Genomic DNA, 12220 nt, shown 5'->3' with positions numbered 1-12220 from the left:
GCCCGGCGAGGATGCGGGAGTTGAGGAACTTCAGAGGTCGCGCAGCGCGTCCCGCTGTCCACCCCCCGACTCGGCGACGATCTCCTCCAGGGTCTGCGGCTCCCGCACGGTGGCGAAGGTGACCTCTTCGCCCGGGCCCGCGGAGAAGCCGTAAATGCCGGGCCGGGCCAGGCTGTTGTACGAGTAGTGGTGCGCGAAGTAGTACGCGCCCGTGTCGAGCACCGCCGCGTAGTCGCCCTGTTCAAGGAGCGGCAGCGGGCGGTTCTCGGCGAGCAGGTCGCCCGCGAAGCAGGCAGGGCCCGCGATGTCCTGACCGACGGGCGGGCCGCTCTTGGCCCGCCCCTTCGCGTCGTACGCGGCGATCCGCAGCGGCCAGGTCGCGGGCGCGTACACCGTGCGCGCCGCCACCTGGACGCCCGCGTGCGTCACCGCGACGGGCCGGGAGCCCGCCGACTTGGCGTACTCGACGCGGGCCAGGATCGTGCCGTGCTTGGCGAGCAGCGAGCGGCCGAACTCGGTGACCAGGCCGTAGCGCCCGTCGAGCAGCCCCGGCACGCGGGACTTCAGGCGGCGCGCGTACTGCGCGTGCGTCGGGGTCTCCTCGTCCGAGCCGAAGTTGACGGGCAGGCCGCCGCCGATGTCGATGGTGTCGATCTGCTGCCGGCCGGCCCGTTCGTTGATCTCCTCGGCCAGTTCGTACGTCGCCGACACACCCCGCACCATCAGTTCCAGCGGCATGCCCTGTGATCCCGAGTGGGCGTGCAGGCGGGTCAGCCAGGGGCGGTCGAGATAAGCCTGGACGATCCACTCGCGGGCGCCCTCGTCGTGCAGCGCGACGCCGAACTTGGAGGTCGCGGTCGCGGTGGACAGGGCTCCGATGGAACCGCCGCCGATCTGTGGGTTCACGCGCAGGCCGATGGGCGAGACGGTGGGCGCCGACCGCGTCATCGCGTCGATGCGGGCGAGTTCCTGCGGGTTGTCCGCGTTCACCGCGATGCCGAGTGCGAGGGCCTCGCGCAGCTCGGCGGGGGTCTTCGCGGGCGAGTCCAGGACGGTGTGCGTGGGCGGCACCCCGGCGGCCCGCGCCAGGGCCAGCTCGCCGGGGCTCGCCACCTCGGCGCCGATGCCCGCGTCGCGAAGGAGCCGCAGGACCGGGACCAGGGGCGACGCCTTCACCGCGAAGGCGTGCAGGACGGGCGTGCCGGGCGGTGTGACCGCCTCGAAGGCGGCGCGCAGGGCGGCGGCGGACGTGCGGATGCCGGTGACGTCCAGGAGGCCGACGATGGGGGACGCGGGGTCGAGGAGGCCCTGTTCCACGGCGGCGCGGACGGCCTGATCACGCCGTGCGGCCGGGTCGGCGGGCGCCTCCTGGCCCGCGTCGGATGCGTGTGCGGTCTCCGTGCCCTGATCGCTCATGCGTTCCAGCCAATCATCCGCGACGCGGTATCGCTGCCCCGTCAACGTATTGACTAGCTCTATTCAACATCGCAGGATGTGAATAACAAGGTCACAGCAGAGCACCACGAGCAGACCACCAGCAGAGCTTTACGCGAGGAGGCACCGCCATGTCAGGACCCCGCCCCGTACGGGCACCGCGCGGTACGGAACTGAGCGCCCTGGGATGGCAGCAGGAAGCCGCCCTGCGCATGCTGCAGAACAACCTCGACCCCGAGGTCGCCGAGCACCCCGACAAGCTCGTCGTCTACGGCGGCACCGGCAAGGCCGCCCGCGACTGGCGCTCCTTCGACGCGATGGTGCGCACCCTCAAGACCCTCAAGCAGGACGAGACGATGCTCGTCCAGTCCGGCCGCCCCGTCGGCGTCATGCAGACCCACGAGTGGGCCCCGCGTGTCCTGATCGCCAACTCGAACCTCGTGGGCGACTGGGCGAACTGGGAGGAGTTCCGGCGCCTTGAGGCCCTCGGCCTCACGATGTACGGCCAGATGACGGCAGGATCCTGGATCTACATCGGCACGCAGGGCATCCTCCAGGGCACGTACGAGACTTTCGCGGCAGTGGCGGCGAAGAAGTTCAACGGCACCCTCGCGGGCACGATCACCCTCACCGCAGGCCTCGGCGGCATGGGCGGCGCCCAGCCGCTCGCCGTCACCATGAACGACGGCGTCGCGATCTGTATCGACGTCGACCCGCGCGCCATCGAGCGCCGCATCGAGCACAAGTACCTGGACGTGAAGGCCGACAACCTGGCCCACGCCCTCCAGCTCGCGGTCGAGGCCCGTGACGCCCGTCGCCCCCTCTCCATCGGCCTGCTCGGCAACGCGGCCGACCTGCTGCCGCGCATGCTCGCCGACGGCGCCCCCATCGACATCGTCACCGACCAGACCTCGGCCCACGACCCGCTCGCGTACCTCCCCACCGGCGTCGACTTCGACGACATGGCGTCGTACGCGGCCAAGGACCCGGCGGGCTTCACCACCCGCGCCCGTGAGTCCATGGCCAAGCACGTCGAGGCGATGGTCGGCTTCATGGACGCGGGCGCGGAGGTCTTCGACTACGGGAACTCGATCCGCGGAGAGGCCCAACTCGCGGGCTACGACCGCGCGTTCGCCTTCCCCGGCTTCGTCCCCGCCTACATCCGGCCCCTCTTCTGCGAGGGCAAGGGCCCGTTCCGCTGGGCGGCGCTCTCGGGTGAGGCCTCGGACATCCACAAGACGGACAAGGCGCTCCTCGATCTCTTCCCCGAGAACGAGTCCCTGCACCGCTGGATCAAGATGGCGGGCGAGCGCGTCCACTTCCAGGGCCTCCCCGCCCGCATCTGCTGGCTCGGCCAGGGTGAGCGCGACAAGGCGGGCGACATGTTCAACGACATGGTCGGCAACGGCACCCTCGCCGCCCCGCTCGCGATCGGCCGCGACCACCTCGACTGCGGCTCGGTGGCATCCCCGTACCGCGAGACGGAAGCCATGCTGGACGGCTCGGACGCGATCGCCGACTGGCCGCTCCTGAACGCCATGGTGAACGTCGCGTCGGGCGCCTCCTGGGTCTCCATCCACCACGGCGGCGGCGTCGGCATGGGCCGCTCCATCCACGCGGGCCAGGTCTCGGTCGCCGACGGCACGGCGCTGGCGGGCGAGAAGATCCGCCGCGTCCTGACCAACGACCCCGGAATGGGCGTCATCCGGCACGTCGACGCCGGCTACGACATCGCGGAGTCGGTGGCGGACGAGAAGGGCGTACGGATTCCGATGCGGGAGGGTGGCGAGGCGTGAGCGATCAGGCCGCCCAGCCCACCGGACAGGCCCCGTCCTTCCAGGAGATGTGGCGGGAGTTGCGCCCTATCGGGCGGAACGGCGACTCCGGGGGCTACCGCCGTTACGCCTGGACCGGCGCGGACACCGACTGCCGAGCCTGGTTCAAGGCCCAGGCGGAAAGCAGGGGCCTGACCTACGAACTGGACCGCAACGGCAACCAGTGGGCATGGTTGGGCGACCCGAGCCAAGGGAACGCGGTCGTCACCGGCTCCCACCTGGACTCCGTTCCGGACGGCGGCGCCTTCGACGGGCCCCTCGGGGTCGTCTCCGCCTTCGCGGCGCTGGACGAACTCCGCGCAAGGAAGGCCGCGTTCAGGCGCCCCCTCGCCATCACCAACTTCGGCGACGAAGAGGGCGCCCGCTTCGGCCTGGCCTGCGTGGGCTCACGCCTGACGGCGGGCAAGCTGACCGTCGATGCCGCCCAGCGGCTGACGGACGCCGACGGAGTCACCCTGCCGCAGGCGATGGAGGCGGCCGGTTACGACCCGGAGGCCATCGGCCCCGACCCCGAACGCCTCGCCCGCATCGGGGCGTTCGTGGAGCTCCACCTGGAGCAGGGCCGCGCCCTCGACCTCTCCGGCGACCCGGTGGGCATCGCGTCCGCCATCTGGCCGCACGGCCGCTGGCGCTTCGACTTCAGGGGCGAGGCCAACCACGCGGGCACCACCCGCCTGGTGGACCGCCGCGACCCGATGCTCACGTACGCGGAGACGGTCCTCGCCGCACGCAGGGAAGCCGAACTGGCGGGCGCGGTGGCGACGTTCGGCAAGATCTCGGTCGAGCCGAACGGCGTCAACGCGATCCCGTCCCTGGTCCGGGGCTGGCTGGACTCCCGCGCGGCCGACCAGTCCACCCTCGACACGGTCGTGACGGGCATCGAGAAGGCGGCCCGTGAGTACGCGGACCGGCACGGCATCGACCTCGACGTCGTACGCGAGTCCTTCACGCCGGTGGTCGAGTTCGAGCACGCCCTGCGGGACGAACTGGGCACGATCCTCGGCGGCGGCACGGGCAGGAGCGTCCCCGTCCTGGGAACGGGCGCCGGACACGACGCGGGTATTTTGTCCGAATCGATCCCCGCCGCCATGCTGTTCGTGCGGAACCCCACGGGCATCTCGCACTCCCCGGCCGAGTTCGCCGCCGAGGACGACTGTGTGGCCGGGGTGACCGCACTGGCCGACGTACTGGAAGGGCTGGCGTGCAGGTGACGACGGAGACTTACTGGCTGGAGCATGCCTGGCTGGACACGAATGTCGAGCCGGGGGTCGCGGTCGATGTGACGGGCGACCGCATCACGGCCGTCCGCAAGGACGTCGAAGCGCCGCCGCCCGGCGCGACGGTGCTGCGCGGCCTGACGCTCCCAGGCCTGGCGAACGCCCACTCGCACGCCTTCCACCGGGCCCTGCGCGGCACGGTCCAGGTCGGCTCCGGCACGTTCTGGACGTGGCGCGAGGTCATGTACTCGGTGGCGGACCGTCTGACGCCCGAGACGTACCACGCGCTGGCCCGCGCGGTGTACGCGGAGATGGCCCTCGCGGGCATCACCACGGTCGGCGAGTTCCACTACCTGCACCACGCGCCGGGCGGTGTCGCTTATGCCGACCCGAACGCGATGGGCGAGGCGCTGATCGAGGCGGCGTCGGAAGCGGGCATCCGCATCACACTTCTCGACACGGCGTACGTGGCGTCCGGACTCCTGACGGAGTCACGGGGCGAGCCCCCGAACCGCCACCAGCTGCGCTTCTCCGACGTCACGACGGAGGCGTGGGCGGAGAGGGCATCGGCCCTGAAGGACCGCGAGCACGCGCGCGTGGGCGCGGCGATCCACTCCGTACGGGCAGTGCCCGCACGGCAGTTGGGCGTGGTGGCGGAATGGGCTTCAGCTCGTCGGGCACCGCTCCACGTACACCTCTCCGAGCAGACGGCGGAGAACGAGGCGTGCCAGGCGGTGCACGGCCGTACGCCTACGCGCCTCTTGGCGGACCACGGGGTTCTGGGGCCCCGCACGACGGGCGTGCACAACACGCACCTCACGGACGAGGACATCGCCCTGCTCGGCCGTACTGGGACGGGTACGTGCATGTGCCCCACGACGGAGCGCGACCTGGCGGACGGCATCGGCCCGGCGGTACGCCTCCAGCAGGCGGGCAGCCCGCTGTCCCTGGGCAGCGACAGCCACGCGGTGATCGACATCCTCGAAGAGGCACGGGCGATGGAGCTGAACGAGCGCCTGCGCTCGCACACCCGGGGCCACTGGACGGCGGCGGCGCTGCTGCGGGCGGCTTCGGCGGACGGGCATGCGGCGCTCGGCTGGCCGGATGCGGGCGTCATCGAGGCGGGCGCGCTGGCCGACTTCGCCACCGTGGCCCTCGACTCGGTCCGCACGGCGGGCCCGCTGCCTCGCCTCGCGGCGGAGACGGCGGTGTTCGCGGCGACGTCGGCGGACGTGCGGCACACGGTGGTGGGGGGCCGCCATGTCGTACGGGACGGGGTCCATGCCTTGGTCCCCGACGTTCCGTCAGCTCTGACGGAGGCGATCGCCGCGCTGCGAGATTGAGCCAGCGGTCCTGCACCGCCGCGGACCTTCCCTCCCACCCACCCGATCACCCGGCAGCTTCGCCCGCACCGAACGAGCCTTTCCCACCCACCCACCCGATCACCCGGCAGCTTCGCCCGCACCGAACGAGCTTTTCCCGCCCGCCCGATTGCCCGGCAGTTGCCCGCCCACTCGGCGAAGTCTTCTCAGCCCGTCCGGCGTTTGAGGACGAGCTCGGCGGAGCCGGTGATGACGGCCACCATCGGTCCCGGCGGAGCCGGGTTTTCGGGAAGGGGCGGGATCGGGGAAAGAGAACCCGCTCGAACCCCAGCCACCACGGAGCCCTCCATGCCCACCACCCTCATCACCAACATCGCCAGCCTCGTCACGAACGACCCCTCCCAGGGGGACGGAACCCCCCTGGGCCTCCTGAAGGACGCGGCCGTCGTCATCGACGGCGACCGCATCGCCTGGGCAGGCCCCGCCGCCAAGGCCCCCGCAGCCGACACGACCCACGACGCACAGGGCCGCGCGGCCATCCCCGGCTTCGTCGACTCCCACTCCCACCTCGTCTTCGCAGGCGACCGCACCCAGGAGTTCAACGCCCGCATGTCGGGCCGCGCCTACTCCGCGGGAGGCATCCGTACCACCGTCGCCGCAACCCGAGCCGCCACCGACGCGACGCTCGAAGCGAACCTCACGCACTACCTCCGCGAGGCCCTCCGCCAGGGCACCACCACCTTCGAGACGAAGTCGGGCTACGGCCTCAACACCGAGGACGAGGCCCGAGCGCTCCGCATCGCGGCCCGCCACACGGACGAAGTCACGTTCATGGGCGCGCACATCGTCTCCCCGGACTACGCGGAGGACCCGGCCGCGTACGTCGAACTCGTCACCGGCGAGATGCTGGACGCCTGCGCCCCCCACGCCCGCTGGATCGACGTCTTCTGCGAGAAGGGCGCCTTCGACGGCGACCAGGCCCGCGCGATCCTCACGGCGGGCAAGGCCAAGGGCCTGCACCCCCGCATCCACGCGAACCAGCTCTCGTACGGCCCCGGCGTACAGCTCGCCGTGGAACTGGACGCGGCATCGGCGGACCACTGCACGCACCTCACGGACGCGGACGTGGACGCCCTCGCGAACAGCGACACGGTGGCCACCCTCCTTCCCGGCGCCGAGTTCTCCACCCGAGCCGAGTGGCCGGACGCCCGCCGCATCCTCGACGCGGGCGCAACTGTCGCCCTCTCCACGGACTGCAACCCGGGCAGCTCCTTCACTTCCTCCGTTCCCTTCTGCATCGCCCTCGCCGTACGGGACATGGGCATGACCCCGGACGAGGCCATCTGGTCCGCCACGGCGGGCGGCGCGGCGGCCCTGCGCCGCACGGACGTCGGTTTCGTACGCGAAGGGGCCCGCGCCGACCTGGCTTTGCTCGACGCCCCGAGCCATGTCCACCTGGCTTACCGGCCGGGGGTTCCGCTGGTCAGTGAGGTGTGGCAGCGGGGCGTCCGGCTCTGAAAGGGGCCGGCCCCGGATCCGCTACGGGTGCGGCCCGAACTGGCCGTTGCAGGAAAGTCCCGATGACGCGCCGTGCGGCGTGGTGCGGGCCGGGACTTTCCTGCAACGGGTAATCACTGCGCCCCTTTAGAGGGCCAGTTCGCCCTTTGCGAGGGCGGTGACGAAGGGGGCCCAAGCGGTAGCGGGGAGCGTGAGGGTCGGGCCGTCCGTGACCTTGGAGTCCCGGACGGGGACGACGCCGGGGAGGCCGTCGGCAACTTCGACGCAGTCGCCGCCGGAGCCGGCGGGCGGTGACGACGAGGCGGGGCGCGGCCTGGCCCTGCTCGACGCGGTCTCGCTGCGCTGGGGCGTGGAGCAGGGGCCGGACAGCAAGACCGTCTGGTGCGAGTTGGGGGAGGGCTAGGTGCCGAACCGCTTTCCCGGCGGGCCTCTCGCCCAGCTTCTCGCCCGCCTTCTCGTCCGGCTCCTGCCCGGCACAGGCGCCCGTCGCGCCCCCGTCACGACCGAGGCGCCCCCGCCGGGGCCAGCGGGGGCCCGGCCCCGCCCAGGCCCCCGCGCCGGGGGCCTCCCGCGCAGCCCGTACGCGCGCGAAGTCACCGAGGGCGGCCCCATCGACGTCAGCGGCGCCCCTCTCACCCGCCCCTACTACCGCGCCGCCGAACGGCGCCTGTCCCAGGCGGAACGGCGGCTGGCGCTCGCCCTCGCGCTGGAGGGCGTGGACTACGGTCCGGCGGTCATTCACGGGGTGGCACTGCCCGCCTGAAGCGTTTGTCCGCACCCCTGCGCCGTGCGGCATCCTGACCCCATGAAGACCATCGGCCTCATCGGCGGCATGAGCTGGGAGTCGAGCGCCGAGTACTACCGGCTGCTCAACGAACTCGTACGGGAGCGTCTCGGCGGGCTGCACTCCGCCCGTTGCGTGCTGTGCTCGCCCGCGCCGCCAAGGGGGTCGAGTCGGCCGGTGCCGACCTGGTGCTGATCTGCACCAACACCATGCACAAGGTCGCTGAACAGGTCCAGGAGGCCCTCTCCGTGCCGCTCCTGCATCTCGCGGACGCGACCGCCGACGCGGTGCTGCGGGGCGGCGTAGGGCGCGTAGGGCTGCTCGGGACCGCGTTCACCATGGAGCAGGACTTCTACCGGGACCGGCTCGCCGCGCGCGGGCTCGACGTCCTGGTTCCGGGTGCGTGAGGAGTCTCGCGTTGGGTACCAGAGGGTCATCGGCGATCTCGTACGGGAAGGAGCCGAGGGAGTGATTCTCGGCTGCACCGAGATCGAGCTGCTCATCGGGCAGGAGCACAGCCCGGTGCCGGTCTTCCCGACGACGAGGCTGCACGCACAGGCGGCGGTGGAGGCGGCGCTGTAGCGCACCTTGAAACAAGAACCAGAACAAGAACCAAGAACAACGACCCGCCTCCCCCAGGCTGACGGGGCGAACGAAACAACCCACCCGTCTACCCCAGGACGCGGGGTAAACGGGTGGGTGGGTGGGAGTGATCCGCCGCGAAGCGGCGGTCCAGGAGCCCGTAAAAACGCCGAGCGGCGAGAAACCTCACTCGTCGACAGTCAATCCCTTGCGGAGCTTGACGAGAGTGCGCGACAGCAGTCGCGAGACGTGCATCTGCGAGATGCCCAGCTCCTCGCCTATCTCCGACTGCGTCATGTTGGCGACGAAGCGGAGCGAGAGGATCTTCCGGTCGCGCGGCGGCAGTTCGGCGATCAGCGGCTTCAACGACTCGACGTACTCGATGCCTTCGAGCCCGTGGTCCTCGTAGCCGATCCGGTCCGCGAGCGCGCCCTCGGAGTCGTCCTCCTCGGGCTGGGCGTCCAGCGAGCTGGCCGTGTAGGCGTTGGACGCCGCCATGCCTTCGACGACCTCGTCGTTGGAGATGCCCAGGCGCTCGGCGAGCTCGCCCACCGTGGGGGCGCGATCGAATTGCTGGGCGAGTTCGTCGCCCGCCTTGGCGAGGTCCAGTCGGAGTTCCTGAAGGCGGCGCGGGACGCGCACCGACCAACTCGTGTCGCGGAAGAAGCGCTTGATCTCGCCGACGATGGTCGGCATCGCGAAGGTGGGGAACTCGACGCCTCGGCTGAGCTCGAAGCGGTCGATCGCCTTGATCAGGCCGATGGTGCCGACCTGGATGATGTCCTCCATGGGCTCGCTGCGGGAGCGGAACCGGGAGGCGGCGAACTTGACCAGGGCGAGGTTGAGTTCGACGAGGGTGTTGCGGACGTACGCGTACTCGTGCGTGCCTTCCTCGAGCGATTCGAGGCGTTCGAAGAGGGTCTTGGAAAGAGCCCTCGCATCCAGCGGGCCCACCTCGTCGAACGGCGGGATCTCGGGCAGATCGGAGAGCCCTTCGAGGGCTTCCGTCTCCGCCACGGTCTCCGTCGCGGTCTCCGCCACGGCCGTCAGGGCCGGAAGTTCTTCCGGCGCGGATTCCGTGCGGGGACCCGGGATCTCGGTCTCGATACCGTGAGGTGAGAGTGTCGACGTCGCTCGGTCAGTGCGCGATTCGTCGAGCCGGGGTGACATGGTGTCCTCCATCGTTCTCGGCATATGGCTGCCGATGCCAATACGTGCACTGCGGTGTGCGGCGCCTCCAAAGCCGTCCGTGTTGATTACTGTCTCTTCTACCCCTACCCGTTTCCACAGGCCGGTCGCAAGTGCGTTGTGTTCCTAAATGTCCGATTCCGGGGGGATGTTCGGGTACCCGAGGGCGCGTGGAAGGCGTAATGTTCAGGGGCGTCATCAACAGCCACGACGGTCGGAAGTGAGTGACGGAATGGACCGCGGGACAGTCGGTAGCGCGCATCGGGGCCGACTTCTGGTCGAAGTCCGGGCCGAGGGCCGGAGCGCCGTCGTGACTCCGGCGGGTGAGTTGGATCACCACACCGCCGATTTGTTGCGTGAGCCACTCGAGGCCTGCCTCGACGACGGCTTCTCGCGACTGGTCGTCGACTGTTCGCGACTGGAGTTCATGGACTCCACCGGACTCAATGTCCTACTGGGGGCCCGGCTGAAAGCCGAGGCCGCGGGAGGTGGGGTGCATCTGGCGGGGATGCTGCCGGTGGTGGCCCGGGTCTTCGAGATCACCGGAGCCGACGCGGTCTTCACTGTCCACGAGACGCTCGCGGCGGCGCTGGCCGACTGACCGGGCGGCCCGCTGACGGAGCGTACTCAACAGTTACGCGTCAGTTGTCTCTATGTGATCACCGCGTTACCAGCGTCACACGGGTCGCGTCGAACAAGTGGGTGTTCTCACGGTTCGGCCGGGCAGGAGACACCCTGGATCCGTCGACAGCGGTCCGCGAATCAAACGTTGCCAAATCAACAGCAGGAACGGCCGAGCAGCCGATGATCCCTCTTGGAGCCCCGCTACTTGTCCAGTTCCTTGTCCAGAGTCCTCTTGTCGGTGAGGTGAAGCGCTGATGAGCACCACCCGGCCTTGCTCGCCGGGCGACCGCGGCCCGGAGTACGAGGCCGTTGTCGCGGCCGCTCCCGCGGACCAGGCCGCCTCGGCGGCCACCGGCCGTCAGGGGCGCCAGGTCCGCAGGCTGAGCCTCGACGGCGCGAGCGGCATCGTGCCCCTCGCCCGGGACTTCGCGCGCCAGGCGCTGCAGGCCTGGGGCTGGCTGCCCGCGGCGGGCGCCGATCAGCGGGCGGCCGCGGAGGACGTCCTCCTCGTCGTGTCCGAGCTGGTGACCAATGCCTGCCTGCACGCCGAGGGCCCCGACGAGCTCTGGCTCTCCTCCGACAGCAAGGTGCTGCGGATAGAGGTGTCCGACCGCGGCGCCGGTCAGCCCGCGCCCCGTACCCCGCACCGCGTCGGCCGCCCCGGCGGGCACGGGATGTTCATAGTCCAGCGGCTCTGCCTGGACTGGGGGGTCGTCCGCACCCCGGGGGTGTCGGGCAAGACGGTGTGGGCCGAGCTGAGCGCGCCCGTGTAGGGCCCGCTCAGCTCCCCCTTGGGTTACCCACGGTTCGTATGCGCGCCGGATCACTGAAGATCCGGCGCGTTCTTTGTCTTCCCTCGGCAAGGCCCCGGGCGTACCTTGAGCGCCCAATCTGATGTGCCGTCAGTAAATCCGCACCGCGGCACGCCACGACCGGCATGAGGGGAACTCGAGGTGTCGTACCAGAAACGAAGGGCCGCGCTCGCGCTTGCCACGGCCTTGGCCGGCGGCTCGGCGGTGCTGATGGCCGCCCCCGCCGCGCAGGCCGAGGTCCAGGACGTCAACTACCAGTGCAAGACGCCCATCGGCAACAAGGGCGCGGTCTCGCCGATCGATATCAAGAGCGTCAAGAGCGGCAGCGGCTACAAACTCACCATGTCCTTCCAGAAGGGCGTCTCATCCAGCCCCGTGGAGCTGGGCAAGGGCGCGATGAAGCCGAGCGCGCTCATCAAACTGGGCGGCGCGGAGAGCGGCACGGTGCCGGTGTCCGGAGCGCCCAACGACAAGGCGATCCCCGCCAACACCCCCATCAAGATCAGCGACCTGACGGGGACGTACACGCCGAAGAAGAGCGGCAACGTCACCTTCACCGCGGGTGTCCTGACCATCAAGGCGCTCGGCACGACGACGACGTGCACGCCGTCCAACAGCCCCAAGCCCTCGCTCTCGCTGGACGTGAAGGGCTCCGGCGGCGGAGGAACGACCGGCGGCTCCGGCGGATCCGGTGACGACAGCGGCTCGGGCGGTTCGGCCAGCGCCCCCTCGGGCGGCGACGAGCTCCCGCAGACCGGCCCCGCGGACTCCGCGATCGCGCTCGGCACCCTCGGCGGCACGGTGCTGCTCGCGGGCGCGGCAGGCACGCTCTGGCTGACCCGCAGGAACCAGGCGGCCCGGTCGCGCTAGGCGCGGTGCGCGGCGTCGCGGGGACGCGGTGACC

General features: G+C 70.8%; 13 protein-coding genes and 2 pseudogenes. 12 read left to right on the top strand and 3 right to left on the bottom strand.

Annotated elements, in window-relative coordinates; all coding sequences use genetic code 11:
• Positions 1-30: 30 nt before the first annotated feature.
• Positions 31-1416, bottom strand: coding sequence for a diaminopimelate decarboxylase (locus E5671_RS20615; RefSeq protein ID WP_160505435.1), 1386 nt, complete (start codon positions 1414-1416; stop codon positions 31-33).
• A 149-nt stretch (positions 1417-1565) separates the two neighbouring features.
• Between E5671_RS20615 and hutU the strand changes: the two genes are divergently transcribed.
• From hutU to hutI, 4 genes are all read left to right on the top strand, one after another.
• Positions 1566-3230 (top strand): urocanate hydratase, encoded by a 1665-nt coding sequence (hutU, locus tag E5671_RS20610; RefSeq protein WP_160505434.1) that lies wholly within the window; start codon positions 1566-1568, stop codon positions 3228-3230.
• A 47-nt stretch (positions 3231-3277) separates the two neighbouring features.
• The gene (locus E5671_RS20605) at positions 3278-4480 is read left to right on the top strand and encodes an allantoate amidohydrolase (RefSeq protein WP_160510309.1); all 1203 of its coding nucleotides are present in this window, start codon (positions 3278-3280) and stop codon (positions 4478-4480) included.
• Positions 4477-5829, top strand: a complete 1353-nt coding sequence (locus tag E5671_RS20600) for a formimidoylglutamate deiminase (protein WP_160505433.1) — start codon at positions 4477-4479, stop codon at positions 5827-5829. Before E5671_RS20605 ends, E5671_RS20600 begins: the two co-directional genes overlap by 4 nt.
• Positions 5830-6156: 327 nt before the next feature.
• Positions 6157-7326: an imidazolonepropionase gene (hutI, locus tag E5671_RS20595; protein ID WP_202121195.1), complete on the top strand. Its 1170-nt coding sequence runs from the start codon at positions 6157-6159 to the stop codon at positions 7324-7326.
• 126 nt (positions 7327-7452) lie between these two features.
• Here hutI and E5671_RS47800 read toward each other — a convergent pair.
• Positions 7453-7563: pseudogene (locus tag E5671_RS47800) on the bottom strand (DUF397 domain-containing protein); the annotation flags it as partial.
• Between the two features lie 46 nt (positions 7564-7609).
• On the opposite strand from E5671_RS47800, the pseudogene E5671_RS47795 reads away from it, so the two are divergent.
• From E5671_RS47795 to E5671_RS47780, 5 genes and pseudogenes are all read left to right on the top strand, one after another.
• Positions 7610-7729 (top strand): annotated as a pseudogene (locus tag E5671_RS47795) (ATP-binding protein); the annotation flags it as partial.
• Complete coding sequence (locus tag E5671_RS20585) at positions 7730-8089, top strand: hypothetical protein (RefSeq protein WP_160505431.1); 360 nt, start codon at positions 7730-7732, stop codon at positions 8087-8089.
• A gap of 42 nt (positions 8090-8131) precedes the next feature.
• Positions 8132-8305, top strand: a complete 174-nt coding sequence (locus E5671_RS47790) for a hypothetical protein (protein WP_237330204.1) — start codon at positions 8132-8134, stop codon at positions 8303-8305.
• On the top strand, positions 8242-8517 hold the full coding sequence (locus E5671_RS47785; RefSeq protein ID WP_237330203.1) for an aspartate/glutamate racemase family protein: 276 nt from the start codon (positions 8242-8244) through the stop codon (positions 8515-8517). The genes E5671_RS47790 and E5671_RS47785 overlap by 64 nt, the downstream gene beginning before the upstream one ends.
• Positions 8510-8692, top strand: coding sequence for an aspartate/glutamate racemase family protein (locus tag E5671_RS47780; RefSeq protein ID WP_443032663.1), 183 nt, complete (start codon positions 8510-8512; stop codon positions 8690-8692). The genes E5671_RS47785 and E5671_RS47780 overlap by 8 nt, the downstream gene beginning before the upstream one ends.
• Before the next feature lie 186 nt (positions 8693-8878).
• Here E5671_RS47780 and E5671_RS20575 read toward each other — a convergent pair whose 3' ends face one another.
• Entirely contained in the window at positions 8879-9874 is a 996-nt protein-coding gene (locus E5671_RS20575) for an RNA polymerase sigma factor SigF (RefSeq protein ID WP_160505430.1), read from the bottom strand.
• A gap of 238 nt (positions 9875-10112) precedes the next feature.
• Between E5671_RS20575 and E5671_RS20570 the strand changes: the two genes are divergently transcribed.
• The 3 genes from E5671_RS20570 to E5671_RS20560 all read left to right on the top strand — a co-directional run bounded on the left by E5671_RS20570 (position 10113) and on the right by E5671_RS20560 (position 12186).
• Entirely contained in the window at positions 10113-10481 is a 369-nt protein-coding gene (locus tag E5671_RS20570) for an STAS domain-containing protein (protein ID WP_160505429.1), read from the top strand.
• 277 nt (positions 10482-10758) lie between these two features.
• On the top strand, positions 10759-11277 hold the full coding sequence (locus E5671_RS20565; protein WP_160505428.1) for an ATP-binding protein: 519 nt from the start codon (positions 10759-10761) through the stop codon (positions 11275-11277).
• A gap of 180 nt (positions 11278-11457) precedes the next feature.
• Positions 11458-12186: an LPXTG cell wall anchor domain-containing protein gene (locus tag E5671_RS20560; protein WP_336605802.1), complete on the top strand. Its 729-nt coding sequence runs from the start codon at positions 11458-11460 to the stop codon at positions 12184-12186.
• The last annotated feature ends 34 nt before the right edge of the window (positions 12187-12220 follow it).

The organism is Streptomyces sp. BA2 (genome assembly GCF_009769735.1).
Classification (GTDB): domain Bacteria; phylum Actinomycetota; class Actinomycetes; order Streptomycetales; family Streptomycetaceae; genus Streptomyces.
Note: the sequence above shows the minus strand (reverse complement) of the source record. Positions and strands in the feature narration are given on the sequence as shown.

What these genes read in the sequence shown, in the direction of transcription:
- E5671_RS20615 (WP_160505435.1), bottom strand. Translation starts at nt 1,416, where the DNA reads ATGAGCGATCAGGGCACGGAGACCGCACACGCATCCGACGCGGGCCAG.
- hutU (WP_160505434.1), top strand. Translation starts at nt 1,566, where the DNA reads ATGTCAGGACCCCGCCCCGTACGGGCACCGCGCGGTACGGAACTGAGC.
- E5671_RS20605 (WP_160510309.1), top strand. Translation starts at nt 3,278, where the DNA reads ATGTGGCGGGAGTTGCGCCCTATCGGGCGGAACGGCGACTCCGGGGGC.
- hutI (WP_202121195.1), top strand. Translation starts at nt 6,157, where the DNA reads ATGCCCACCACCCTCATCACCAACATCGCCAGCCTCGTCACGAACGAC.
- E5671_RS47790 (WP_237330204.1), top strand. Translation starts at nt 8,132, where the DNA reads ATGAAGACCATCGGCCTCATCGGCGGCATGAGCTGGGAGTCGAGCGCC.
- E5671_RS20575 (WP_160505430.1), bottom strand. Translation starts at nt 9,874, where the DNA reads ATGGAGGACACCATGTCACCCCGGCTCGACGAATCGCGCACTGACCGA.
- E5671_RS20570 (WP_160505429.1), top strand. Translation starts at nt 10,113, where the DNA reads ATGGACCGCGGGACAGTCGGTAGCGCGCATCGGGGCCGACTTCTGGTC.
- E5671_RS20565 (WP_160505428.1), top strand. Translation starts at nt 10,759, where the DNA reads ATGAGCACCACCCGGCCTTGCTCGCCGGGCGACCGCGGCCCGGAGTAC.